Origin of the sequence: Micrococcus sp. UYEF5 (assembly GCF_040546065.1) — a bacterium.
In the GTDB taxonomy this organism is placed as follows: domain Bacteria; phylum Actinomycetota; class Actinomycetes; order Actinomycetales; family Micrococcaceae; genus Micrococcus; species Micrococcus luteus.
In genome coordinates, this window is record NZ_JBEPNB010000010.1 from 38,811 (window position 1) to 63,640 (window position 24,830).

The following is a 24,830-nucleotide window of genomic DNA, read 5'->3' on the forward strand; positions in this document are numbered from 1 at the left end:
CCTACCGTGGCTGACGTCGCCGTCGCCCGGCGTCGGCGTGCCGAGAGGGATGAGGAGACCGAGATGACGGAACGGACCGGGCAGGCCCACGAGGCCGGGACGATCGACCGGCTGATGGCCGGGTGGGTCGCCGACGTCGAGACCCCGGACGCCTGCACCGCCCACCTGCTCTGCGACCGCTGGCCGGCCGACGCCGTGGCGTTCCGGTTCGTGGCGGAGGACATGTCCGCCGTCGACCTCACCTTCGGCGAGCTGGCCGACCGCTCCCGCCGCCTCGCCACCGGTCTCGCCGCCCGCGGCGTCACGCGCGGCGACCGGGTCCCCGTGATGATGTCCAAACGGGAGGAGCTCGTCATCACGCTGCTGGCCCTCTGGCGGCTCGGCGCCGTGCACGTGCCGCTGTTCACCGCGTTCGCAGAGGGCGCCGCACGGATGCGCATCGAGGGCGCGGCGGCGCGGCTCGTCGTCGCCGAACCCCGTCAGGCCGAGAAGCTCACGGACATCCCCGGCATCGAGATCATCCGCACCGGCCCGGAGTGGGACGCGCTCGCGGACTCCGCGCCGCTGGCCGAGGACGTCGCCGTCGGCGGGGACGGGCCGATCGCCCTGCTGTTCACCTCCGGCACCACCGGCCGCCCCAAGGGGGTGCCCGTGCCGCTGCGCGCGGCCGCCGCGTTCGCCGTCTACCTCACGTGCGCGGTGGACCTGCGCCCCGAGGACCTGTTCTGGAACGCGGCCGACCACGGCTGGGCGTACGGGCTGTACTACGGGATCGTCGGCACGCTGGTGCTCGGGGCGACCTCGGTGCAGTACCGCGGCGCCTTCTCCCCGGCGACCATGGTCGAGGTGATCCGCTCGCAGGGCATCACGAACCTCGCCGGCGCCCCCACGATGTTCCGCGCGCTGGCCAAGGCCGGGGAGGTCACCGAGGACGCCCCGCTGCGGCTGCGGCGCGTGTCCACGGCGGGGGAGCCGCTGCCGCCGTCCGTGCTCGAGTGGGGCCGGACGGCCCTCGGCACGGAGATCCGCGACCACTACGGCCAGACCGAGCTGGGCATGGTCATCTGCACCCTCGCGCACCCCGAGCTGGCCGCGCCGCCCCGCCCGGGTTCGATGGGTGTGCCCCTGCCGGGGATCGCCGCCGAGATCCGGGACGGGCAGATCGCGATCGACGCGGCCTCGCCCCTGTTCTGGTTCCCCGGCTACCTCGGGGAGCCGGAGAAGACCGCGGAGCGTTTCACCCCGGACGGGCGCTGGTACCTGACCGGGGACACCGCCCGGCAGGACGACGACGGCTGGTTCTTCTTCTCCTCCCGGGACGACGACGTGATCCTCGCCGCCGGCTACCGGATCGGCCCGTTCGACGTGGAGTCCGTGCTCATCGACCACCCGCGGGTGCAGGAGGTCGCCGTCGTCGGCCTGCCGGACCCGGAGGGGGTGCGGGGCGAGGAGGTCGTGGCGTTCGTGGTGCCCGCCGGGGCCGTCGCGGACCCGGACGCCCTGGCGGCCGAGCTGCAGGCCAAGGTCCGCGACGAGTACTCCAAGCACGCCTACCCGCGCCGGGTGCACTTCGTGGACCGGCTGCCCAAGACCCCCTCCGGCAAGCTGCAGCGGTTCCTGCTGCGCCAGGGCGCCGCCGGCTGACTCAACGGTGCACGAGCCGCAGGAACGCGCCGATCATCGGCAGGTCCTCGGGGCGGGTGGGCAGCGCGTCCGCGAGGGCGGGGGAGTGGACGAGGTAGGCGGCCCACTGCCCGCGCGAGATCGACACGTTGAGCCGGTTACGGTTCAGGAGGAAGTCCAGCCCGCGCGGCACCTCCTGCGGTGAGGACGCCGCCATCGTCAGGATCGCGACGGCGGCCTCCCGGCCCTGGAACTTGTCCACGGTGCCGACGGTGGTGCCCTCGAGACCGGCGGCGTCGAGCGCCTCCCGGACCGTGGCGACCTGCGCGTTGTACGGGGCCACCACGATCACGTCGGACGGCTCGAGCGGCCGGCCGGGGTCGTCCGGGCCGGTGGACCAGGTGCGGCCGAGCAGTGACCGGACGATCTCGACGACGGCCGCGGCCTCCTCCGGCGAGGACACCGCGTTGCCCGTGTGGGAGACCGGCCACGGGTGCAGCCCGGGCTCCACGCCGTCGAGCCGGCGGGCGTCCGTGACGTCCTCCTTCGCGCCGAGCTCGCCGGCGTAGGAGAGCTCGGAGACCGGTGCGCAGAGCGCCGAATGCATGCGCCACGAGGTGTCCAGGAAGAAGCCGCGGTCGGGGCGGAGCACGGGGGCGCCCTCCGCGATCCAGGTCAGGGCCGCGTCGCCGATGGGCTGGGGGTGCTCGCCCCTGCTGACCTGGGGGAGCTGCTGCGGGTCACCCAGCAGCAGCACCGTCTCGGCCAGGGCGCTCGCGCCCAGGAGGTGCGCGAGGGAGAGCTGCCCTGCCTCGTCCACCACCAGGAGGTCGACCGGCTGGGCCGCGGCGTTCGCGAAGGTCCACGCGGTGCCGCCCAGGACCCGGCCCGGTGCCAGGAAGGCATGGACCTCCGATGAGCCCAGGGACGTCCAGCGGTGCGGTCCGTCCGGGTCCTTGGGCTCCTTGCCCACGCGGTCGGGGTCCACACCGACGCCGATCAGCTGGTCGAGGAAGTTCTCCACCACCGCGTGGGACTGGGCGGTGACGCCGACCGTCCAGCCCCGGTCCAGGAGTTCCTTCACCGCGCGGCTGCCCACGTACGTCTTGCCGGTGCCGGGAGGGCCCTGCACGGCCACGTAGGAGCCGCGTGCGGACTCGACCGCCTCGACCAGGCCCCCGACGCCGTCCCGTCGGCCGTCTCGTACGTCCGCCCCGATCGCGGCGAGGGTCCGGCCCGTGGTGCGCGGGGCACGGCGCGCCAGGATGTCGAACACCGCTCCGTCCGGCAGTCGGCCGCGGCGGGCGGCCTCGGCGGCCTGCTCCCGGATGCGTTCGAGGAGGCCACCGGGCCGGACATAGTTGAGGTGGAAGACCGCCATGGGCACCTCCCCGTGCGGTTCCGGCTCGTGCTTGGTGCTGAGGCGCTGCAGCAGGCTGACGCGGAACCGGCCCGGTGCGATCTCCTCCACCTCGGTCACGTCCACGGGCGATCGGCTCTGCCAGCGGACGGCGTTGGGGGCCAGCTCCGCCCAGCGCGGCGGCCGCTCGTACAGGGCGTTGAGCTTGAACCTCTCCTGGCTGTTCCGACGCGGCCGGACCTCGGTGCCCGGCTCGAGGCGCCCGGTCACGGTCAGCGTCCGGGCGGGGTTGCTCCGCGGGGTGGGCCGTTCCCACGCACCCACCGACTCGACGGTGTCGAACACCAGGTTCGCGCGCGGCTCCTGCCACTCGTCCGGGGCGGACACGGCCCGATCGAACATAGCCCACCACAGCGGCTTGTTCTCCCTGGCGAAGTAGCCCAGGCCCGCGGCCAGCAGGGCGATACCGCGCCGCCCGCCGTCGAGCTCCGCCTCCGGGGCCCCCGTCCCACCCGCCTCGTCCCTCTCGACATCTGCCAGCGCCTGCAGCGAGGCGGCGAGGGCCGCGTCCTGCTCCTGGAGCGACGGCGCGGCCTCGACCAGCGGCTCGTCCCCGGTCGCGGCGTCGTCGGCGGGACGGTCCGCGCCGGCGGCCTCCTCGGGCCCGACCTGTGCCAGCAGCCAGTCCCGCAGCCGCGCCGTGGAGACGCAGTCGTACCGGTTGTAGTCCTCGATGTCAGCGCGGATGGCCCTCGCGACCTCGGTGTCCCCGGCCTCCATCGCGGCGACGTACCGGTGGTACTCGGTGACGCTGTCCGCCGCCGTCGTGACGCCGTCCTCCGCCCGGTGCTCCGCCCCCATGTAGAGGGGCTCCAGCTTCTTGATGGAGTAGCTCGGCACACCGGCCCGCAGGGCGGCGCGGACCGTGGAGTAGAGGTCCACGAACAGCCCCGCGCGCAGCCAGTCGTCCAGCTCGCGCTCGCCCACGCCGTGGCGCACGGTCAGGCGTTTCAGTGCGGTGACCTCGTACGCGGCGTAGTGGTAGATCCGCATCCCCGGGTGGGTCGCGCGCCGCGCCTCCACGAACGCCACGAACTGCTCGAGCGCCGCCCGCTCGGCGGCACGGGTGTCCGCCCACAGACCCGTGAACCGGAAGTTGGCCGAGGCGGTCCGCGCGGTGTCCCCGCCCGGCGCCTCGACCCATCCCCACAGGTACTCGAGGCCCTCCATGCTCCCGTCCGCGGAGACCCACAGCGGGTCCCCCTCGAAGTCGAAGAAGACGTCTCCGGCGTCCGGCACGGGCAGCCCCGCCACGGCGCGCGGGTCCACGATCCGATGCGGCGGCAGCCCGTCCGCCCCGGCCGGCTCCAGCTGGATCGCCGCCTGGTCCCGCAGTGACTCCCACGTGCGGCGGGCCATGCCCTCCGGCGGTGCGACGGACGCCGCGAGCTGCTCGATGGTCGTGATGCCGGCCTCGCGCAGCCGGGTGCGCTGCAACCGCGTGGCCCCCGCCGTGAGCAGCACGTCCCGGTGCTCGGCGACGGCCTCCTCGCACGCCTCGCACGCGCCGCAGACGCTCAGGCGGTCGTCGCCCCAGCGGGCGGGCGCCCCGGCGGCCACGTGATCCTGCAGCAGCGCCTCCAGCCGGGCGCGCTGGTGCCGGTACACCGGGATCACCTCGTCCAGGTCCGCGACGTGCCGGGAACCGTCCCCGAGCCACAGGCTGCCCTGCCGCGCCCGCGGCACGCCCATGCCGTCCAGCAGGTCCGCGTACGCGGCGATCTGCAGCAGCGCCGTCACCCGCGCATGCCGGGCCAGCTTCGTGTCCACCACCTCGTACGCGCCCTCGGGGTGCTCCTCGTCCGTACGGAGCACGAGGAAGTCGGCCAAGCCGCCGAACGCGCCGTCGTGCAGCATCCCCTGGAACACGACGGCGGGACGCGCGGCCAACGCCGCCGCGGTGCGCTCCCGGGCGGCCCGCACGCCCTCGGGCGTGTAGCGCTCCGGGCGGGCGAGCCGGACCACCTGGTCCGCGCCGTGCTCCGCCTCGAGGCGCGCGAGCACGCGGGACTCGTGCTCGTCCCCGAGGCGGGAGACCCGCTCCAGGAACGCGTCCTCCACGCCGATCCGCTCGGCGCGACCGAGTCTCGGGTCCACCGTCCCGCGCAGCCACCCGTACGTGCACGTCGCGGCGGCGGTGATGTCCGAGGGGCTGAGCATGAAGGAGGCGCGGTCCGGCGCGAAGGTCACCATGCGGTCACCCTAGACAGGAGCCGCGGACGCGATGGGCAGGGCCCGCGCACACGGTCCCGGCGCGCCTCGCCCCGGCGGCGGCAGGGTGGGGCCGGCGCGCGTCACACACCGGACCGGACTTGACGTGGGTCACATCCAGAGAGTTACCTAATGATCGTTCAGTAATTCTCTGCGCCGCCGCGCCGGCGCGCCCGTGCCGGCAGGGAGGCCCGCCCATGACCGAGACCGCCCACCACCCCATGCTCGCCGACGACCGCGTGGCGCGGTGGCTCGGCGTCACCCTCGAGGCCGCCGAGAAGGACCACGCGCGCATCCGGATGACGCTCACCGAGGACCAGCACAACGGCTTCGGCCTGGCCCACGGCGGCGCCGTCTTCGCGTTCGCGGACACGTGCTTCGCGCTGACCTGCAACGACCCCGCCTCGGACGGCTCCACCCTCACCGTGGCCTCCGGCGTGGACGTCAACTTCCTCGCGGCCACGCGCGCCGGGCAGACCCTCGTCGCGGAGGGGCGCCTGGTCGCCGCCGCGGGCCGCTCGGCCGTCTACGACATCACCGTCACCACCGACGACGGCACCCCGGTGGCCGCCTTCCGCGGCCGCTCCCGCACCATCCCCGCCCCCGGACGCTGACCGACGGGCGCACCCGCCGGTGCGCCGCCGTCGTCGACCGCCGCCCGACCCCGCATCCCCAGGAGGACGCCATGCTTGAGGCCTCGATCCCCAACCCGTACACGCCGGCACCCCTGCCCGCCCCCGCCGACCGCGGGGCCCCGGACCCCGAGGAGACGATGAGCCGGGACCAGATCGAGGCGCTCCAGTTCGAGCGCCTCCGCTGGACCCTGCACCACGCCTACGAGAACGTGCCCGCGTACCGCGAGCACTTCGACGCGCACGGCGTCCACCCCTCGGACTTCACGGAGCTCGGCGACCTCGCCAAGTTCCCGTACACGGACAAGGAGTTCCTGCGGAAGAGCTACCCGTTCGGCGCGTTCGCCGCCACGGGCCCCGAGCTGCGCCGCATCCACGCCTCCTCCGGCACCACCGGCCAGCCCACCGTGGTCGGCTACACCGACGACGACCTGGCCACGTGGGCCACCCTCGTCGCCCGCTGCTTCCGCGCCGGCGGCATCCGCCCCGGTGACCGCGTGCACAACGCGTACGGCTACGGCCTGTTCACCGGCGGCCTCGGCGCCCACTACGGCGCCGAGCGCATCGGGGCGGCCGTGATCCCGATGTCCGGCGGGCAGACGGAGAAGCAGGTGCAGCTGATCACCGACTTCCAGCCGCGCGCCATCCTCTCCACGCCCACCTACCTGCTGACCATCGCGGACGGCTTCAAGAAGCTCGGCCTGGACCCCCGCGAGTCCTCCCTCGAGGTCGCGATCCTCGGCGCCGAGCCGTGGACCGACGAGATGCGCCGCGAGATCGAGCAGACCTTCGACCTCGACGCCCTGGACATCTACGGCCTCTCCGAGGTCATGGGCCCGGGCGTGGCCGGCGAGTCCGCGGCCACCAAGGACGGCTCCCACATCTGGGAGGACCACTTCCGCCCCGAGATCATCGACCCGCTCACGGACGAGGTCCTCGAGACCGGCCGCCACGGCGAGCTCGTCTTCACCTCGCTCACCAAGCAGGCGCTGCCGATCATCCGGTACCGCACCCACGACCTCACCCGCCTGCTGCCGGGCACCACGCACCCGGGTCATCGCCGCATGGGCCGCATCACCGGCCGCTCGGACGACATGATCATCCTGCGCGGCGTGAACCTGTTCCCGTCGCAGATTGAGGAGCTGGCCCTCAAGGAGCCGGCCCTGTCGCCGCACTTCACCCTCGAGATCACGCGGCCGGACCGCATGGACCAGATGGCCGTGAACATCGAGCGCCGCGATCATGCGACCCTCGAGGAGGCCCAGGCCTGTGCCGCGCACCTGCGCATGGAGATCAAGACGAAGATCGGCTCCTCGTGCGTGATCAACGTGGTGGAGCCGGAGTCCCTGGCCCGCTCCTCCGGCAAGCTCAAGCGGATCTACGACCTGCGCGACCAGGCCTGATCCCGTCCCCGCGGCCGATGCCGACGCCGGCGCGCCCGGTAGAGTGGACCGGTGCGCCGTCGTCGTCGGCGTCCGCCCGCCTCCGAAGGAGCCCCGTGCCCCAGAGCAGCCCCACCCCGCGCCGCGGCCGGCCCGGCTATGACCGGCAGACGCTGCTGGCCGAGTGCGTCGAGCTCTTCAACCGGCACGGCTACGAGGCGACGTCCATGGGCATGCTCGCCACCCACCTGGGCATCTCCAAGTCCGCGATCTACCACCACGTGGAGTCCAAGGAGGCGATCCTCGACCACGCGGTGACGGAGGCGCTCGACGCCCTCGAGGCGTGCCTGGACGATGTGGTGGCCAGCGGGGCCGACGCCGGCGCGCAGGTCGAGGCGGCCATCCGCGGCACGCTCGGGGTGCTGGCGGAGAAGCAGCCCGAGGTGACCCTGCTGCTGCGCCTGCGCGGGAACTCGGCGGTCGAGCTGGCCGCCGTCGAGCGCCGCCGCGAGATCACCCGGCGCCTGGGCGACCTGCTCGAGGCCGCCCAGGCTGCGGGTGCGGTGCGCTCCGATGTGAGCCCGCGCAACCTCGCCCGCCTGGCGCTCGGCATGATCAACTCGATCGTCGACTGGTACCGGCCGGATCGCGGCGCCCCCGGCCAGCAGGGGCCGGGCCAGATGATCGACGCCGTCACGGGCGTGGTGCTCGGGGGTCTGCGGGGCTGAGGGCCCTCCGTCCTCAGCCCTCGCCGTCGAGCGCGGCGAGCACGTCGGCCACGATCGAGGCCGCACGGTCCTCGGCGTCCGCGGGGACCCCGCCGTCCGCGTCGGCCTGGGCCACGGCCACGATGCGGGCACCGTCCTGCACGGCCGTGAGGTGCGAATAGACGGACCCCCCGGGGGCCGGGAGCGCCGTGTAGGCGGTGCCGCCCTCGTGCTCGGTCCGCGTCACGCTCTCCACGTCGAGCCCGGCCAGGTCCACCCCGGTGCAGGCCTGCGCCGCCGCTCGGGCGTCCTCCAGGGCGGCGCGGGCGGCCTCCTCCGTGGGGTACACGGTGACGCGCACGCCGAGCGGAGTGACCTCGGCGTCGGGGGACGCCGTGAAGGAGGGCGCCGGCGTCGTGGTGGGCCCGCCGCCCGTGGTGGCGGCCGTCTCCGGCTGGGCCGTGAGCCCCAGGTCCGCGGCCCCGGCCTCGGCGTCCCGCTCCAGGGCGGAGCGGGTGGCGTCCAGGCAGGCCTGCTGTTCCGCGCTGCGGGTGGGAGCCGGGCTCGCGCCGGCGTCGACCGCCTGCTCCAGGCCGGCGGCCCGCTGGCGCAGCTCCGTCTGCCGCTCCAGCGGCGAGGCGGCGCTCAGCCCCACCTCGGACCCCGGCCCCGCGGCCCGCTGCACGGCGGCCTGCACCGCCAGGGTCCGCTGCCCGTCCAGCGCGGGGGGCATCTCGAGGGACAGACTGCTGGAGGCGGAGGCGCTGGCCGTGCTCGCCGTGGAGGTGCTGGCCGCGGGCGACGTGGGGGCCGTGGAGCTGCTGGCCGCGGGTGACGTGGACGCGGACGAGGCCGCCGTCGTCGTGGACGACACCGACGACGGGGCGGGGGAGGAGGGCTCCGCGCCGCCGCCGCCCGCGCACCCGGCGAGGGCGAGCGCGCCCACGGCGAGGACGCCGAACAGGGGGAGTCGGGAGGTCGTCATGGCCCGACTCTACGTGCGCTGTGACGGATGCCACAAGGAAGTGGCGGGGGCATGCGTCGGGGCCGCCCGATGCGTGGTGCGCACCGGACGGCCCCGGATCCGTCAGCGGAGGAGGTCAGCCGAGCGGGGTGTCCTTGTCGCCCAGGTTCCAGTCCTCCACCGGGCCGAGGTTCTCCCCGTCCGGCCCGTAGCGGTAGAACCCCTGGCCGTCGGCCACGCCGCTGTGGCCCTCGGCGATGCTCTTCTCGAGCAGCTCGGCGAAGCCGAGCTGCCAGTCGGCGCCCGCGTTGCGGGAGACGTTGGCGGCCACGTGGAAGCCCACGATGTCATAGGTCTGGAACGGGCCGCGCTCGTTGCCGGTGGCCACGCGCCAGGTGCGGTCGATGTCTGCCGGGTTGCCCACGCCGTGCATGTACAGCTTGGAGCCGGCCTGCAGCCACGGGATGAGCAGGGAGTTGAGGAAGTAGCCCGGGATCTCCTTGCGCACGTGCACGGGGACCATGCCGGTCTCCTCGGCGAACTGCAGGGCTCCCGCGACGGCCTCCGGCGAGGTCGCGGCGGTGCCCATGACCTCGGCGGTGTTCTGCGCCCAGATGCGGTTGGCGTAGTGCAGGGCCAGGAAGCGCTCCGGATGGCCGCTGGCGTCGGCGAAGTCCGAGGGCAGCAGGGAGGAGGTGTTCGTGGCGAACAGGGTCGTGGCGGGGGCGAGCTCGCCCACCTGGGCCCACACCTTGCGCTTGAGCTCCAGGTTCTCCGGGACGGCCTCGACCACGATGTCCGCATCCGCCAGGGCCTCGCCGAGGTCCGAGGTCGGCGTGATGCGGGCGATGGCCTCGTCGAAGCGCTGCGGGTCGTAGCCCTCCCCGAGGTCTGCCTCGTAGCCCTGGCGGATCCACGCCCAGCGGCGCTCGATCCCCTCGAGGGCGGCGGGGACGGCGTCGTAGGCCATCACCTTCTTGCCGTGGTACGCCGCCTGCATGATGATCTGCGAACCCAGCACACCTGTGCCCAGCACGGTGACCTGATCAAAACGGGTGAACTCGGACATGTGTGTCGACCTTCTTCTCTCGCGGTCCGAATGGGACGTACAGGTGAACGTCCCGGGCACGCTCCTTGTTCCCGGGGACGACGACGGGCCGCCCGGCGCGCAGCGGGCGCACGGGACGGCCCGTCGAAGCAGGGGGGCTCAGCCCTGGGAGGTCTCGGACGGGGCCATCGGCCAGGTCTTGGCCACGAGCGTCAGCACGTCGTACTGGGCGCAGAGCTCGTCCTTCTGGTTGTGGATCCGGCAGTCCCAGGCCACCTCGCCGTACTCGTCGCTCACGCGCGGGGTGATGCGCTTGGCCGTCAGGGTCACGCGGATGGCGTCGTCGTAGGTCACCGGCGTGATGAAGCGCAGGTTCTCCAGGCCGTAGTTGGCCAGCACCGGGCCCGGATCCGGGGCCACGAACAGCCCCGCGGCCCACGAGACCAGCAGGTAGCCGTGGGCCACCCGGCGCGGGAAGAACGGGTTGGCCATGGCGGCCTCCTCGTCCGTGTGGGCGTAGAACCTGTCCCCGGTCTCCTCCGCGAAGGCGGTGATGTCCTCCAGGGTGACGGTGCGCAGGCCGGAGGCGAACTGGTCGCCCACCGTCAGCTCGGCCAGGGACTTGTAGAACGGGTGCACGGCCGTGCCGGCCTCCACGTCCTCGCGCGTCACCGTGTGGGCCGCGGCGCCCTGATGCCACACGCCGGTGATGGCCGTGAGCATGTCCGGGGAGCCCTGGATCGCCGTGCGCTGCATGTAGTGCTTCACGGCGCGGACCCCGCCGAGCTCCTCGCCGCCGCCGGCGCGGCCGGGGCCGCCGTGGATCAGCACCGGCACGGGGGCGCCGTGACCGGTGGTGGTCGTGGCGGTCTGGCGGTTCAGGACGTGCACGCGGCCGTGGTGGGCGCCGATCCCGGCGGCGAACGCGCGGGCGGTCTCACCGTCGTTCGTGGCGACCGTGGCCACGAGCGATCCCGAGCCCAGGGCGGCCAGGGCCACGGCGTCGGCCACGTCCGTGTAGCCGATCACCGAGGTGACCGGACCGAACGCCTCGATGCTGTGCACCTCGGGGGTGCGTGCGTCCTCGAAGGTGAGCACCGTGGGGGCGAAGAACGCGCCGGACTCGGCGTCGGCGTCGCCGGTCGAGCCCTCGGGGCCGCCGAGGCGGACCTGACCGCCGGCGTCGACCAGGCGCTGCACCGCGCCGCGGACCTCGCCCTGCTGCTCCTTCGAGGCCAGGGCGCCCATGGTGGTGCCCTCGACGCGCGGGTCGCCCAGGACGACCTTCGCGGCCAGGCGCTCGGTGAGGGCGGCGGTCACGGCCTCGACGCGGTCCTGCGGGACGATCACCCGGCGGATGGCGGTGCACTTCTGGCCGGCCTTGACCGTCATCTCCTGGAAGACGACCTTCACGAACGCCTCGAACTCGGGGGACTCCGGGTCCGCGTCCGGGCCGAGGATGGCGGCGTTGAGGGAGTCGGTCTCCGCGGTGAAGCGGACGCCGCCCTCCTGCACGTTCGGGTGCTTCTTCAGCGTGGCCGCGGTGGCGGCGGAGCCGGTGAACGCGACGTGGTCGCGGTAGTCCAGGTGGTCCAGCAGGTCGCGGGCGGAGCCGGAGATCAGCTGGATCGAGCCCTCGGGCAGCACGCCGGACTCGAGCATCAGCTCGACACACTTCTGCGTGACGTAGCCGGTGGGGGTGGCCGGCTTGACCACGGTGGGCACGCCGGCGACGAAGGCCGGGGCGAACTTCTCCAGCATGCCCCACACGGGGAAGTTGAACGCGTTGATCTGCACGGCCACGCCCGGGATGCGCTGGTAGATGTGCTCGCCGATGAAGGAGCCATCGCGGGAGAGGGGTTCCACGTCGCCGTCGATGATCACGTTGGAGTTCGGCAGCTCGCGGCGGCCCTTGCCGGAGAACGTGAAGAGGGTGCCGATGCCGCCGTCGACGTCGAAGGCGTGGTCCTTCTGGGTAGCGCCGGTGGCGAAGGAGACGTCGTAGAGCTCCTGGACGCGGGAGTTCAGGTAGAGGGCGAGCTCCTTGAGCTTGAGAGCGCGCTCGTGGATGGTCAGCGCGCCCAGGGCCTGCTGGCCGACGGTGCGGGCATGCTCGATGGCGGCGGCCGTGTCGAGGCCGTCGGTGGAGACGCCGGTGAGGCGCGCGCCGGTGTTCGCGTCCGTCACGTCGGTGACCTTGGACGGGTGCGACGGCGTCCACCAGCTGCCGGAGACGTAGCTGGGGAGGATCTCCGGGAGGGAGGGGGCGGTGACGGTCACGGGGTCTCCTGGTGTCGGGGGCGCGGGCGAGTCCCGACCGATCGGTCGGTTATTGGTCCTCACCCTAGCCGAGACGTGCATCACGCGGGAGGGGGAGCCGGGCGGGTGACGCCGTCGTCGTGGGGAGGGCCTGGCGGCGCGGCCCGTGGCGCCGAAGCCCGCAGACGCGCCGCTACGGCCAGGACGTAGCGGCGTGTCTGCGGGCCTCGGTGGGGCGTCGTCCACAGATCCCGGCGGACGACGACGGCGGCCCGCCCGGATCGGGCACGCTCGGCCCATGCCCCGCTCGCCCGCGCCCCTGCCTCCGATGCGCTGCGGACTGGACGGCCTCCTCCGCGCTCCGACCGTGTTCTCGACCCCGGCCGCGCGCGAGGCGGGCGTGAGTGCGGCCCGGCTGCGGCGCGGGGACGTGGTCTCCCTCGGCTGGGGGCTCTGGGGCCTGCGCGGCGTCGCACCGGACCCCATGGATCATGTGCGGGCACTGCAGGATCTGCACCCCGAGGGCGTGTTCAGCCACGTCACGGCCGCCCGGGTGCTCGGCCTGTGGTTGACCGGGCCGCTCGCCGCCGACCGGTCCGTGCACATCGCGACCCCGCGCGGCCACGGCACCGCGTCGAGCCGGGCCGGGATCCGCTCACACCGCCTCCGCGCCGACGCACCGGTGCGGATCGTGGACGGGGTGCGTGTGACCGCACCGGGGTGGACCTTCGTGGACCTCGCCGCGCACGCCGGGCCGCTCGAGCATCTCGTCGCGCTGGGGGACAGCATGGTTCGGACCGCCCCGACGGAGGCCCGCCGCCGTCGGCTGCCTCCCGGGGTGACGGACGTGGCCGAGCTGCGCGCCGCCGTCGAGGAACGCGGTCGGGTGCGCGGGATCCGTGCGGCCCGGGAGGCGCTGGAGCTCGTGCGTCCCGGGGCCGACTCGCCGCAGGAGAGCCGGCTGCGGGTGCGGCTCGTCCTGGACGGCGTCCCCGAGCCCGCGGTGAACCCGTGCATCCGCCTCGCCACGGGACAGCGGCTCCGCGTCGATCTGGTGTGGGCGGAGGCCAAGGTGGCCGTCGAGTACGACGGCGATCAGCACCGCACGGATCGCCGGCAGTGGCGTGAGGACCGCGAGCGGGACGCGGCCCTGCGCGCGGAGGGGTGGGAGGTGATCCGGGTGACCGCCGACGTGTTCCTGCCGGGGCACTGGGAGCTCTTCGTGCGGCAGCTGCGGGGCCTGGTGGCCGCGCGGACGATGCCGGGCCGAGTGCCGCCGTCGTGGATCTGACCTGTCGAGGCCCGCAGACGCGCCGCTACGGCCTGGCGGTAACGGCGTGTCTGCGGGCCTCGGCGAGAGGGGCGGGAGCCTCGGGCCGGCGTCGGCCCCTGCCCCTCGTCTCCGGACCGGCGTAGAATCGAGCACCGGTCCTCTCGGACCCGACCCACCCCCTCATCCGGAGAGTTCTGCCGCATGCTGCGCACCATGTTCCACGCCAAGATCCACCGGGCCACCGTGACCCAGGCGGACCTGCACTACGTGGGCTCCGTGACCGTGGACCAGGACCTGCTGGACGCCGCGGACATCCTCCCCGGCGAGCTCGTGTCCATCGTGGACGTCACCAACGGCGCGCGACTGGAGACCTACACCATCGCGGGCGAGCGGGGCTCCGGCGTGCTCGGCATCAACGGCGCCGCCGCCCACCTGGTGCATCCGGGGGACATCGTCATCCTCATCGCCTACGGGCAGATGGACGACGACGAGGCTCGCAACTTCCAGCCCAAGGTCGTCCACGTGGACGCGGACAACAGGATCGTGGAGCTCGGCGTCGACCCCGCCGACGGCCTCCTCGACGGCCTCTCCCGCCCGCCGCTGTCCCGCGAGTGGAACGAGGCCCAGGCCGAGCTCTGAGCCGGCCGGGGCGCCGGGCCGTCATGGACGAGCCCTTCGAGCGGGATCAGCGGTCGGCACGGCCTTCGCCCCGAGCGCTCGACGCGCGGAGCGCATCGCGGCCGCGTGGCTGAGGCCCATCGCGGTGCGGGCGCCCGGCACGTGGGCCACGGCGCGCATCCACGGCGAGGTGAGCACCACCTCCTGCTCCCACGTCACGATGCAGTGCGGCGCGTGTCCGGCCGGGGCGCCGTCGTCGTGGACGGTGACCCGCACGGTGCCCGTCAGGTCCCCGCTCAGGTGCGCGACCAGAAGGCCGCGGGCGCGGTCGTCGATGAGACGCTCCATCGTCAGACGCACCGGCACGAACCCGCGCAGCCGGACGGCGGCGCGGTCGGGGCCCAGGCGACGGACGCGCGGGACGGCCGGCCACCAGTGTGGGTAGCCGGCCGGGTCGGCGAGCAGGGCCAGCACGGACCGGGCGTCCGCGGGGACGGCCCAGCGGTGGGTGAAGCGGAAGGGGCGGTCGACCGACATCAGGCCCGGCCGAAGATCTCGGGGTCCACGGGGCGCCGGGTGCGGGGGAGCTTCGCGACGATCAGCAGGTACGACTCCGTGACGAGGTCCCGGACGAGCTGCTCGTCGAGGTCCGGGTGCGCGGCCAGGCTGAGCCAGTGCCGCTTGTCCATGTGATAGCCGGGCGTGATCGCCGCGGGCAGGGCCGCGCGCAGCTGGGCGCCGTCCTCCGGGCGGGCCTTGACGTTCACGAGGCGGCGCCCGTCGTGGTCGATGAACACCGCGAACAGCTTCCCCTGCACCTTCATGACCTCGGTGTCCGGGCCGAAGGGGTGCGACGCGGCGCTGCCCGGCAGCTCGAGGGCGCGGTCGCGGGCGACGCGCAGCAGCGTGGGCTCGTCCATGCCCGTCACGTTAGCCGCGCCGCCCCGCACTTTCGAACGTGATGTCGGGGGAATGGGCGCTTTCGAACGGGAGATAGGCCCTGTCTCCCGTTCGAAAGCGCCTGCCCCGGGGGCTCAGCGGTAGTCGAAGAAGCCCTTGCCGGACTTCCGGCCGAGCTCGCCGCGGGCCACCATGTCCCGCATGAGCTGCGGCGGGGCGAAGCGCTCGCCCAGCTGGGACTCGAGGTACTCCGCGATGCCCAGGCGCACGTCCAGGCCCACGATGTCGGTCAGGGCCAGTGGGCCGACCGGGAACTTGTAGCCGAGCACCATGGCGGCGTCGATGTCCTCGGGGGAGGCCACGCCCTCCTCGACCATGCGGATGGCCTCGAGCGCGATCGCCACGCCCAGGCGCGACGAGGCGAAGCCCGGGGCGTCCTTGACGACGACCGGGGTCTTGCCGAGCCCGCGGACCCACTCGGTGGACAGGGCCTGGAGCTCCGCACCGGTCTGCTCGCCGATCACGACCTCCACGAGCTTCGAGGCGGGCACCGGGTTGAAGTAGTGCAGGCCGCAGAAGCGCTCGGGGCGCTGCAGATGCGTGGCGATCTCGTCGATGGACAGGGAGGAGGTGTTGCTGGCGAGCCACGCGTCCTCGCGCAGGTGGGCCTCGACGTCGGTGAGCGCCTCGATCTTCACCTGCATGTCCTCGAACACGGCCTCGACCACGAGGTCGCAGCGGGCGAAGTCGGCCCGGTCCACGGAGACGGTCAGGCGCTGCGCCCACTCGTCCAGGTCGCCGTCGATCTTCCCGCGCTCGAGGGAGGCGGCCAGGTCGGACTCGACGCGCTCCTGGGCGGCCTCGGCCGACCGCGGGTCGCGCTCGACGACGACCACCTCGGACGAGCCGGAGACGAGGAACGCGTGGGCGATCCCGCCGCCCATCCGGCCACCACCGAGGACGCCGACGACGGCGGGCACGGAGGACGGAGCGGTGTCAGGGGTGTGCTGCTGATCGGTCATGTCAGTCCTCACTTCTTCTTGCGGTCCAGGAACGCCTGCATGCGCTCGAACTTGGCCTCGGACTCGAACAGGATGGCCTGCGCGATCTCGTCCACGTGGGGGTGGGCCTCGCGAGGGAGGTGGAAGACGCGCTTGGACAGCCGCACCGCCAGCGGGTCCTGCTGCGCGATGCGGTCGGCGAGGGCGTCGGCGGCGTCGAGGAGGGCGTCCGGCTCGTGCAGCTCGGTGACGAGCTTGAGCTCGAGGGCCTCCTGCGCGTCCAGGATCCGTCCGGCGAGCAGCAGCTCGAGGGCCACCGGCTCACCCACCAGTTCCTTGAGCCGCCACTGGGCGCCCGCAGCGGCCGTGATCCCCAGACTCGTCTCGGGCTGGCCCATCTTCAGCGCCGGGGTGGCGATGCGGAAGTCGGCCGCGTAGGCCAGTTCCGCGCCGCCGCCGAGGGCGAAGCCGTCGATCGCCGCGATCACGGGCATGGGCAGCCGGTGGATGCGGTCGAAGACCTGGGAGTTCACGCCGCGCAGGGCGTCGTCGCGGCGGCGCTCGCGCAGCTGTCCGATGTCCGCGCCGGAGGCGAAGATGCCGGAGAACGTCCCCGGCTCGCGCTTCGACTCCACCTGTGTGCCCGAGATGATCAGGATCTTCGGCTCGCGTTCGAGGTGGGCGCAGAGCTCGTGGAACTCGTCGACCATGGTCTGGTCGATCGCGTTGCGCACGCCCGGGCGGTCCATGCGCGCGTGGACGCGGTCCTCGCGCTCCTCGACGCGCAGTGCCGTGAAGTGGCTGAAGCCGGTCATCTGCTCAGACCCTCTCGACGAGCATCGCGGAGCCCTGGCCCACGCCCACGCACATCGTGGCCAGGCCCCTGTCCGCGCCCTCACGCTCCATCCGACCGAGCAGCGTGACCACGAGGCGCGAGCCCGAGGAGCCGAGCGGATGGCCCAGGGCGATCGCGCCGCCGTCGGCGTTGACGGTCTCCGGGTCCAGGCCGAGGCGCCGCATCGAGGCCAGGGACTGGGTGGCGAAGGCCTCGTTGAGCTCGACGGCGCCCAGATCCGCCACGGACCAGCCGGAGCGCTCGAGGGCCTTCTCGGTGGCCGGGACGGGGCCCAGGCCCATGATCTCGGGGGCCAGGCCCGCCGAGGTGGACTCGACGACGCGGGCCCGCGGGGTCAGGCCGTACTTCTGCGCGGCCCGCTCGGAGACGACGAGGATCGCCGAGGCGCCGTCGTTGAGGGAGGAGGAGTTGCCGGCGGTGACCACGCCGTCCTTCTTGATGATCGGGCGCAGGCCGGCGAGCACCTCGGGGGTGGAGCCGGGGCGGGGGCCCTCGTCCGTGTCCACGATCGTCTCCGCGCCCTTGCGGCCCGTGACGACGACGGGCACGATCTCGTCCGCGAAGCGGCCGGCCCCGATGGCGGCCAGCGCACGCTCATGCGAGCGGGCGGCGAAGGCGTCGGCGTCCTCGCGGGTGATGCCGTCCACCTCGCCGACCTCCTCGGCGGTCTCCGGCATGGAGAAGGTGAACTTCTCCCCGAACTCGCCGTCCGCGAAGCGCGGGTTCACGAAGCGCCAGCCGATCGCGGTGTCGAAGGCCGCACCGGGCTTGGCGAACGCCGTCGTCGGCTTCTCCATCACCCAGGGGGCGCGGGACATCGACTCCACGCCGCCGGCCACGACGACGTCGGCCATCCCGGAGCGCACCATCGCGGTGGCGATGCCGATCGCGGACATGCCCGAAGCGCAGAGACGGTTCACGGTGATGCCCGGGACGGTGTCCGGGAAGCCGGCCAGCAGCCAGGCCATGCGGGCGACGTTGCGGTTCTCCTCGCCCGCGCCGTTGGCGTTGCCGAGGATGACGTCGTCCACGACCGACGGGTCGATGCCGGCGTCCTCGACCACGGCCTTGATGGTCAGGGCGGCGAGGTCGTCGGGGCGGACGGAGGAGAGGGCGCCGCCGTACTTGCCGACGGGCGTGCGGCGACCGCCGACGAGCAGGGCCTGGGACTGTGCGGACATGGAGACTCCTTGAGTGACCGACGACGAGGCGGGCGCGGCGAATTACCGACCGTGCGTTCAGGTTCAGTATCCCGGGCCGGTGTGACGGGGGTCAACTGCGGGGGCGGGGTGTGACGGGGCGGAGACGGGGCCGGGCGGCCGCGCCGAGGCCACGTCGATCAGCGTCTGACCCGGCGCACCCCGCACGGAGGCCCGCAGACGCGCCGTTTCGTCCCCGACGTGGCGGCGTGTCTGCGGGCCTCGGCGCCGGCCCGGTCCGGCCCGCGCACCGCACGACGACGGCGCGCCCTTCCGGAGGAGGACGCGCCGTCGTCGTGGGGTGGGGACGGGCGGAGCCCGTCAGGCGGGCCGGATCAGGCCGGCACCACCGGGTTCGAACGCGTGGCCACGACCTGCTCGTCGTGCAGCTCGCGGTCCTGGATGCCCTTGGGGACGAACAGGACGGCGATGAGCGAGATCGCGGAGATCACGATGATGTACCAGGCCACGTTCTCCCAGCCGGTCTTCACGAGCTGGTCGGCGAGCAGCGGGGCGAAGGCGCCGCCGATGATGGTGCCGAGCGCGTAGCCGATGGAGACGCCGGAGAAGCGGACGCGGGCCGGGAACATCTCGGCGTACATCGCCGACTGCGGGCCGTAGGACGGACCCAGGCCCAGGGTCAGGACGAACAGGCCCAGCGAGAACAGCGGCAGAGACGCGGTGTTGAGCAGCCCGAACAGCGGGAAGGCCCAGATGATCAGGAACCCGTAGCCGAGGACGAAGGTCAGCTTGCGGCCGATCTTGTCCGAGACCCAGCCGCCGAGCAGGGTGAAGATGAACCAGCCGACGCCGCCGACGAGGCTCGCGATGAGCACCTCGGAGGAGGTCATGCCCAGGCCCTTCGGACCGCCGTACTTCGAGAACCACGCGATGAGCAGGTAGCCGACGCCATTGTTCGCGGCGAAGATCACGGCGGCGAGGATGACCTCCTTGGTGTGGTGCCGGAAGAGCTCGCCCAGCGGGGCGGACTCGTCCACCTTGAGCTGCTGCATCTCCTTGAAGACCGGGGACTCCTCGACGGCCTTGCGGATCAGGTAGCCGACGACGATGAGCACCACGGAGATCAGGAACGGGATGCGCCAGCCCCAGGTGAGGAACTGCTCCTCGGACATGGTGGAGCGCACGATGAACAGCACACCGGTGGCCAGGATCATGCCCAGCGGCACGCCGATCTGCGGGGCGGAGCCGAACAGGCCGCGCTTGCCGTGGGGGGCGTGCTCCACGGACAGTAGCGCCGCGCCGCCCCACTCGCCGCCGGCGGACAGGCCCTGCAGCAGGCGCAGCACGACGAGCAGGATCGGGGCCCACACACCGATCTGGGCGTAGGTGGGCAGCAGGCCGATGAGGGTGGTGGCCAGGCCCATGCCGATCAGCGTGAGGGAAAGGACGAACTTGCGGCCGAAGCGGTCGCCGAGGTGGCCGGCGACGATCGCGCCGAGCGGGCGGATGAGGAAGGAGATGCCGAGGGTGGCCCACGCGGCGATCTGGGAGCCGCTCTCGCCCATCGGCTGGAAGAAGAGGGCGGCGAAGACGAGTGCGGTGGCCTGGGCGAAGATGAAGAAGTCGTACCACTCGATGGTGGTGCCGACGACGGTGCCGGCGATGACCTTGCGCTCCTCGCGGCGATCGCGCGCGGGGGCGGTCGCCGCGGGGGATGCGACGGTGTGGCTCATGGGTGCTCCTGGGATGCGGTGCGGCGGCCGACCGTGAGACGGCGGCGGGACGGTGTGGCACCCGACCGATCGGTCGGGAAGTGACACCCGTCACCGTATACGATCCCATGTGACTTACGCCACGATCCAGGCTGATGACGGGAATGTGACGCGGCGTAGCCGGGACGACGACGGCGCCGCGCCCCTCGTGCGAAGGGTGCGGCGCCGTCGTCGGTGGCGGGGTGCGGCGGCTCAGCCGCGGCCGGTGAACTCCGGCTTCCGCTTCTCCTGGAAGGCATGGAAGCCCTCGGCGTAGTCGGCGGTGCCGCAGAGCTCGCCCTGGGCGATGTTCTCCGCGTCGAGGGACTCCCACAGGCCCACGCGCCGGTCGCGGACCTGGGCCACGAGCTCCTTCGACGCGCGGAACGCGAGGGTCGCGCCGGAGGCCACCTGGGCGACCTTCGCACGGGTGAACTCGAGCAGCTCGTCCGCGGGCAGGGCCCGGGAGAACAGCCCGGCCTGGACGGCCTCGACGCCCGAGAGGAGCTCGGCCGTGTAGATCAGGTCCAGGGTGCGGTGCGCGCCCAGGCGCTCGGTGAACAGCCAGTGGCCGCCGGAGTCCAGGGTGGCCCCGAGGTTCGCGAACGGCGAGCCGATCTTCGCGTCCTCGGCCACGTACACCACGTCCGTGGCGATCGCGAGGCCCAGGCCCACGCCCAGGCAGGCGCCCTGCACCGCGGCGAAGGTGGGGACCGGGATCTCGGACATGGCCCGCAGCACCGGGGTGACCCTGTCCCGCAGGTAGGCGGTGGCGTCGTCCTCGGCCGGGACCACGGCGGAGATGTCGCGGCCCGCGCAGAAGCCGCGGCCCTCGCCGCGCAGCAGCACGGCCCGGACCTCACCGGACTCGACGCCGGCGGCGGCCCGCTCGTAGGCGGCCTGGAGTTCGGCCAGCGCGGCCTCGTCCAGGGCGTTCATCCTCTGGGGGGCGTCCAGCACGATCTCGGCGACGCCGTTCTCGACGGTGATCTCGATCATCGGGGGCTCCTTCGGTCTCGTGGGCGGGCGCTCAGGCGTCGAAGTCCAGCGTGATCGAGTCGGAGGTCGGGCGGGTCTGGCACGTGAGCACGTAGCCCTTCTCCACCTCGTCCTTCTCGAGCGCGTAGTTCTCGTCCATCTCGTACGCGCCGTCGACGACCTTGGCGCGGCAGGTGCCGCACACGCCGCCGGCGCAGGCGAAGGGCACGTCCGAGCGGACGCGCAGCGCGGCGTTGAGGACCGTCTCGTGGGCGGACTTGGGGGACTCGACCTTGGCGGTGAGGCCGTCGAGGTTGAACTCGATGGTCACGTTGTCGCCCTTCGGGTCCACCTCCACCACGCGGCCGGAGTGGCCCTGCGGGTTCTCCGGGCGGCCGGTGGTGAACAGCTCGAAGCGCACGTCGTCCTCGGACACGCCGCGGGCGGCGAGCGTCTCACGCGTGAGCTGCACGAGCTCGAACGGGCCGCAGAGGAACCACTCGTCGGTGCCCTCCACGTCGATCACGCGGTCCAGGAGGGTGGTGAGCTTGTCCTCGTCGATGCGGCCGGAGAGCAGCGGGGACACGCGCTGCTCGCGGGAGAGCACGTGGTGCACCGTGAACCGGGCCGGGTACTTGTCCTTGAGGTCGCCGATCTCCTCGGCGAACATCACGTCCATGGCGGAGCGGTTCGCGTAGACCAGGTCGAAGCGCGAGGACTCGGAGGCCGCGAGCACGGCCTTGGCGATCGCCATGATCGGGGTGATGCCCGAGCCGGCCGCGAACGCCACCAGGTGCGTGTCCTTCTTCTCCGCGACCTTCTCCGCCGCCACCTTCTGGGCGTCGTTGAGGGAGGTGACGTGCGTGCGGGACGTGAACGCGCCCTGCGGGTTCATCACGTCGATCCTCTCGCCGACCTCGAGGCTCTCGTTGGCCCACGTGGAGAACGTGCCGCCGATGTCCTTCTTCACGGCCACGCGGATCTCGCCGCGCTTCGGGACGGCGCAGATCGAGTAGGAGCGGCGCACCTCGGCGCCGTCGAGCTCCTTGCGCAGGGCCACGTACTGGCCGGGCACGTAGTCGTAGTCGTCGGCGAGCTCCTCGGGCACCGCGAAGGTGACCTCCACGGAGTCCTCGGTCAGGCGGCGCAGCTCGGACACCTCGAGGGTGTTGAACGTGGCGCGGCGCTTGCCGGTGGTGGGGGCGTCGGGGGTCTCGGTCATCAGTGCACCTTGAAGTAGTCGAAGGGCTCGAGGCACTCCCGGCAGGTGTAGAGGGCCTTGCAGGAGGTGGAGCCGAAGCGGGTGATCTCGCGGGTGTTCAGGGAGTGGCAGCGCGGGCACTTCACGGCCATGCCGATCATGACCGGGCCGTCCGTGGTGCGCGCGACGGGCGGGGCGATGCCGTACTCGTTGAGCTTGGCCTTGCCCTCGTCCGTCATCCAGTCCGTGGTCCATGCCGGCTGGAGCACCAGGCGCACCTCGGCGTCGGGGAACCCGGCGCGCTCGAGCGCGCGGGTGACGTCCGTGGTGATGGTGTCCATGGCGGGGCAGCCGGAATAGGTGGGCGTGATGACGACGACGGCCTTCTCACCCTCGACCCGTGCCTCCCGGAGGATCCCCAGGTCCGCGATGGACAGCACGGGGATCTCCGGGTCGTGCACGGTGGAGGCCGCATCCCAGACCCGCGCGTCGGCGGGATCGGCGGGGCGCAGCTCGCTGGCGGTGGTCACCAGGTCGCTCCCGGGTGACGGCGCGCCAGGGACTGCATCTCCGCGAGGATGTACCCGCGGTACTCGCTCATGGCGCCGGAGCGGTCGCCGCCGCGGGCGGTGCCCGTCGTCGGCACGGTCAGGCCGGCCTCCTCGATGGCCGCGCGGATGCGGGCCATCGTGGGCTCCTCCAGCGAGGACGGCAGCACGGCGACGCCCTGCTCGGCGAGGGCGCGGACGACGTCGTCGTCGTGGAAGAGCTCGGCCACGTAGGGCCACAGCTCGCCCAGGCCGCGCTGCATGCGGCGCTTCGACTCCTCGGTGCCCAGGCCCAGGCGCTGCAGCCACAGGGCGGCGTGGTCCTGGTGGTACAGGACCTCCTTGAGGGCCTTGTCCGCGATGGCGGCGAGCGTGGGGTCCGTGGACTCGCGCAGGCGGGTGTACAGCTCGTACGAGTAGAACGAGTAGTACAGCTGGCGGGCGATCGTCTTGGCGAAGTCGCCGTTCTCGGCCTCCACGAGGCGGACGGAGCGGAACTCCTCCTCGTCGCGGAAGTACGCGAGCTCGTCCTCGGTCTTGCCCCACGCGGTGCCGGCGTAGGAGAGGAGGAAGCGGGCGTGGCCCACGAGGTCCAGGGCGATGTTGCCCAGGGCGATGTCCTCCTCGAGCTCCGGGGCGCGGGAGATCCACCAGGACAGGCGCTGGCCGAGCATCAGGGCGTCGTCGCCGAGGGCGAGGGCGTAGCGGGCGACGTCGTCGCTCGCCTTCTGCTCGCCCGCCGCGATCTCCTCGGCGGTGATGGCCACGCCCGCGGAGTGCTTCGTGGCGGAGTCGTTGGTCGCGAAGCTCACAGGTGCGGCACCCCCTCGGACTGCTGGTAGTAGGTGGCATGACGGTAGGACTTGCCCTGCGCGGACTCGAAGAAGCCGCCCTTGGAGTCCGGGTCGGAGGCCGCGATGGCCTCGGCCGGGACGACCCACACGGAGGTGCCCTCGTTGCGGCGGGTGTACAGGTCACGCGCGTTGCGCAGCGCCAGGGTGGCGTCCGGGGCGTGCAGTGAGCCGGCGTGCACGTGGGAGAGGCCGCGGTTGGCGCGGACGAAGACCTCCCACAGGGGCCAGGCGTGGGAGGCGGCGGTGGTCTCGCTCATGGGTCAGGCTCCGATCAGGTGGGTCTCGGCCGGCGCGTTCTGCTCGGCCTGGCGGCGGGCGTAGGCGGCGGCGGCCTCGCGGACCCAGGCGCCCTCCTCGTGGGCCTGGATGCGGCGGGCCATGCGCTGGGTGTTCATGGGGCCGTCGCCCTTGATCACGGACATGAACTCGTCCCAGTCCAGCTCGCCGAAGTCGTAGTGGCCGCGCTCCTCGTTCCACTTCAGGTCCGGGTCCGGCAGGGTGAGGCCGAGGGCCTCGGCCTGCGGGACGATCATGTCCACGAAGCGCTGGCGCAGGTCGTCGTTGGAGAAGCGCTTGACCTTCCACGCCATGGACTGGCGGGAGTTGGGGGAGTCCTCGTCCGGCGGGCCGAACATCTGCAGGGCCGGACCGTAGAAGCGGTTCACGGCGTCCTGGGCCATCTGCTTCTGCGCCGGGGTGCCGTGCGAGAGCTCGTAGAGGATCTCCCAGCCCTGGCGCTGGTGGAACGACTCCTCCTTGCAGATGCGCACCATCGCGCGGCCGTACGGGCCGTAGGAGGCACGGCACAGCGGCACCTGGTTGCAGATCGCGGCGCCGTCGACGAGCCAGCCGATCGCGCCCATGTCCGCCCAGGTGCGGGCCGGGTAGTTGAAGATCGAGGAGTACTTCGCGCGGCCGGAGAGCAGCTGCTCGTTCAACTCGTCCCGCGGGGTGCCGAGGGTCTCGGCGGCGGAGTACAGGTACAGGCCGTGGCCGGCCTCGTCCTGGACCTTGGCCATGAGGATCGCCTTGCGCTTCAGGGAGGGGGCGCGGGTGATCCAGTTGGCCTCCGGCTGCATGCCGATGATCTCGGAGTGCGCGTGCTGGGAGACCTGGCGGGTCAGGGACTTGCGGTACGCCTCGGGCATCCAGTCGCGGGGCTCGATGCGCGAGTCCTCCGCGATCAGGCGATCGAAGTTCTCCTGGCCGGCCGCATCCTCGGGGGACGGGACGGAGGCCAGGTGCTGGGGGGAGCTGGTCTGCGTCATGGGGATCACCTCACGCTGAGTGCGGGCTGGTTCCGTGGTCAGGGAGCACCGGGGCGCACCGAATTACTGACCGCTCGTTCAGGATAGGCCAGGGTGTGACCTCGGTCAACACGCCGGAGCCGGCGCGACCCCGGTGCGACGCGGCCGCCGGGACGGTGCGGGACGGTTCGCTCCTG

Annotated in this window: 22 protein-coding genes; 6 read left to right on the forward strand and 16 right to left on the reverse strand. The window is 72.9% G+C overall.

The window, feature by feature from the left end; genetic code table 11:
* The first annotated feature begins 63 nt into the window (after nt 1–63).
* Nucleotides 64–1,644 (forward strand): AMP-binding protein, encoded by a 1,581-nt coding sequence (locus tag ABIB16_RS09805; protein ID WP_206452512.1) that lies wholly within the window; start codon nt 64–66, stop codon nt 1,642–1,644.
* A 1-nt stretch (nt 1,645) separates the two neighbouring features.
* Here the strand turns inward: ABIB16_RS09805 and ABIB16_RS09810 are convergent, their stop codons facing one another.
* Nucleotides 1,646–5,236, reverse strand: coding sequence for a TM0106 family RecB-like putative nuclease (locus ABIB16_RS09810; RefSeq protein ID WP_354436249.1), 3,591 nt, complete (start codon nt 5,234–5,236; stop codon nt 1,646–1,648).
* 215 nt (nt 5,237–5,451) lie between these two features.
* Here ABIB16_RS09810 and ABIB16_RS09815 point away from each other — a divergent pair, with 215 nt between their 5' ends.
* The 3 genes from ABIB16_RS09815 to ABIB16_RS09825 all read left to right on the forward strand — a co-directional run bounded on the left by ABIB16_RS09815 (nt 5,452) and on the right by ABIB16_RS09825 (nt 7,996).
* The gene (locus ABIB16_RS09815) at nt 5,452–5,868 is read left to right on the forward strand and encodes a PaaI family thioesterase (RefSeq protein ID WP_145032636.1); all 417 of its coding nucleotides are present in this window, start codon (nt 5,452–5,454) and stop codon (nt 5,866–5,868) included.
* Nucleotides 5,869–5,939: 71 nt separating this feature from the next.
* Nucleotides 5,940–7,289 (forward strand): phenylacetate--CoA ligase family protein, encoded by a 1,350-nt coding sequence (locus tag ABIB16_RS09820; protein ID WP_192593722.1) that lies wholly within the window; start codon nt 5,940–5,942, stop codon nt 7,287–7,289.
* Between the two features lie 95 nt (nt 7,290–7,384).
* On the forward strand, nt 7,385–7,996 hold the full coding sequence (locus ABIB16_RS09825) for a TetR/AcrR family transcriptional regulator (RefSeq protein ID WP_002854256.1): 612 nt from the start codon (nt 7,385–7,387) through the stop codon (nt 7,994–7,996).
* Nucleotides 7,997–8,009: 13 nt separating this feature from the next.
* Here ABIB16_RS09825 and ABIB16_RS09830 read toward each other — a convergent pair whose 3' ends face one another.
* The 3 genes from ABIB16_RS09830 to paaZ form a co-directional block, all read right to left on the reverse strand.
* Entirely contained in the window at nt 8,010–8,960 is a 951-nt protein-coding gene (locus tag ABIB16_RS09830; protein ID WP_354436250.1) for a hypothetical protein, read from the reverse strand.
* Nucleotides 8,961–9,075: 115 nt separating this feature from the next.
* Complete coding sequence (locus ABIB16_RS09835; RefSeq protein WP_354436251.1) at nt 9,076–10,008, reverse strand: 3-hydroxyacyl-CoA dehydrogenase; 933 nt, start codon at nt 10,006–10,008, stop codon at nt 9,076–9,078.
* 138 nt (nt 10,009–10,146) lie between these two features.
* Nucleotides 10,147–12,267, reverse strand: coding sequence for a phenylacetic acid degradation bifunctional protein PaaZ (paaZ, locus tag ABIB16_RS09840; protein WP_354436252.1), 2,121 nt, complete (start codon nt 12,265–12,267; stop codon nt 10,147–10,149).
* 277 nt (nt 12,268–12,544) lie between these two features.
* Between paaZ and ABIB16_RS09845 the strand changes: the two genes are divergently transcribed.
* Nucleotides 12,545–13,537, forward strand: coding sequence for a DUF559 domain-containing protein (locus ABIB16_RS09845; RefSeq protein WP_095353734.1), 993 nt, complete (start codon nt 12,545–12,547; stop codon nt 13,535–13,537).
* A 183-nt stretch (nt 13,538–13,720) separates the two neighbouring features.
* The gene (panD, locus tag ABIB16_RS09850) at nt 13,721–14,158 is read left to right on the forward strand and encodes an aspartate 1-decarboxylase (protein ID WP_036318106.1); all 438 of its coding nucleotides are present in this window, start codon (nt 13,721–13,723) and stop codon (nt 14,156–14,158) included.
* Between the two features lie 21 nt (nt 14,159–14,179).
* Here the strand turns inward: panD and ABIB16_RS09855 are convergent, their stop codons facing one another.
* The 12 genes from ABIB16_RS09855 to paaA form a co-directional block, all read right to left on the reverse strand.
* A complete protein-coding gene (locus ABIB16_RS09855) occupies nt 14,180–14,674 on the reverse strand; it encodes an SRPBCC family protein (RefSeq protein ID WP_095695021.1) in 495 nt (164 codons plus the stop codon).
* The gene (locus ABIB16_RS09860; protein WP_237069487.1) at nt 14,674–15,057 is read right to left on the reverse strand and encodes an MmcQ/YjbR family DNA-binding protein; all 384 of its coding nucleotides are present in this window, start codon (nt 15,055–15,057) and stop codon (nt 14,674–14,676) included. The genes ABIB16_RS09855 and ABIB16_RS09860 overlap by 1 nt, the downstream gene beginning before the upstream one ends.
* Before the next feature lie 114 nt (nt 15,058–15,171).
* Entirely contained in the window at nt 15,172–16,059 is an 888-nt protein-coding gene (locus ABIB16_RS09865; RefSeq protein WP_145950836.1) for a 3-hydroxyacyl-CoA dehydrogenase family protein, read from the reverse strand.
* Between the two features lie 8 nt (nt 16,060–16,067).
* Nucleotides 16,068–16,853 carry an enoyl-CoA hydratase/isomerase family protein gene (locus ABIB16_RS09870; RefSeq protein ID WP_100056935.1) on the reverse strand — a complete coding sequence of 262 codons (786 nt, stop codon included), beginning with the start codon at nt 16,851–16,853 and terminating at the stop codon, nt 16,068–16,070.
* 4 nt (nt 16,854–16,857) lie between these two features.
* Complete coding sequence (locus ABIB16_RS09875) at nt 16,858–18,075, reverse strand: thiolase family protein (protein WP_354436253.1); 1,218 nt, start codon at nt 18,073–18,075, stop codon at nt 16,858–16,860.
* A gap of 353 nt (nt 18,076–18,428) precedes the next feature.
* Nucleotides 18,429–19,787 (reverse strand): MFS transporter, encoded by a 1,359-nt coding sequence (locus tag ABIB16_RS09880; protein ID WP_095695018.1) that lies wholly within the window; start codon nt 19,785–19,787, stop codon nt 18,429–18,431.
* Between the two features lie 231 nt (nt 19,788–20,018).
* Complete coding sequence (locus ABIB16_RS09885) at nt 20,019–20,804, reverse strand: enoyl-CoA hydratase/isomerase family protein (RefSeq protein WP_119217754.1); 786 nt, start codon at nt 20,802–20,804, stop codon at nt 20,019–20,021.
* A 31-nt stretch (nt 20,805–20,835) separates the two neighbouring features.
* Nucleotides 20,836–22,005 (reverse strand): 1,2-phenylacetyl-CoA epoxidase subunit PaaE, encoded by a 1,170-nt coding sequence (gene paaE, locus ABIB16_RS09890; RefSeq protein WP_145950839.1) that lies wholly within the window; start codon nt 22,003–22,005, stop codon nt 20,836–20,838.
* Nucleotides 22,005–22,514 (reverse strand): 1,2-phenylacetyl-CoA epoxidase subunit PaaD, encoded by a 510-nt coding sequence (paaD, locus tag ABIB16_RS09895; RefSeq protein WP_069941109.1) that lies wholly within the window; start codon nt 22,512–22,514, stop codon nt 22,005–22,007. The genes paaE and paaD overlap by 1 nt, the downstream gene beginning before the upstream one ends.
* Nucleotides 22,511–23,344, reverse strand: coding sequence for a 1,2-phenylacetyl-CoA epoxidase subunit PaaC (gene paaC / locus ABIB16_RS09900; RefSeq protein ID WP_069941110.1), 834 nt, complete (start codon nt 23,342–23,344; stop codon nt 22,511–22,513). The genes paaD and paaC overlap by 4 nt, the downstream gene beginning before the upstream one ends.
* Entirely contained in the window at nt 23,341–23,643 is a 303-nt protein-coding gene (gene paaB, locus ABIB16_RS09905; protein WP_020624884.1) for a 1,2-phenylacetyl-CoA epoxidase subunit PaaB, read from the reverse strand. The genes paaC and paaB overlap by 4 nt, the downstream gene beginning before the upstream one ends.
* Before the next feature lie 3 nt (nt 23,644–23,646).
* On the reverse strand, nt 23,647–24,654 hold the full coding sequence (gene paaA, locus ABIB16_RS09910; protein ID WP_069941111.1) for a 1,2-phenylacetyl-CoA epoxidase subunit PaaA: 1,008 nt from the start codon (nt 24,652–24,654) through the stop codon (nt 23,647–23,649).
* Nucleotides 24,655–24,830: the final 176 nt, after the last annotated feature.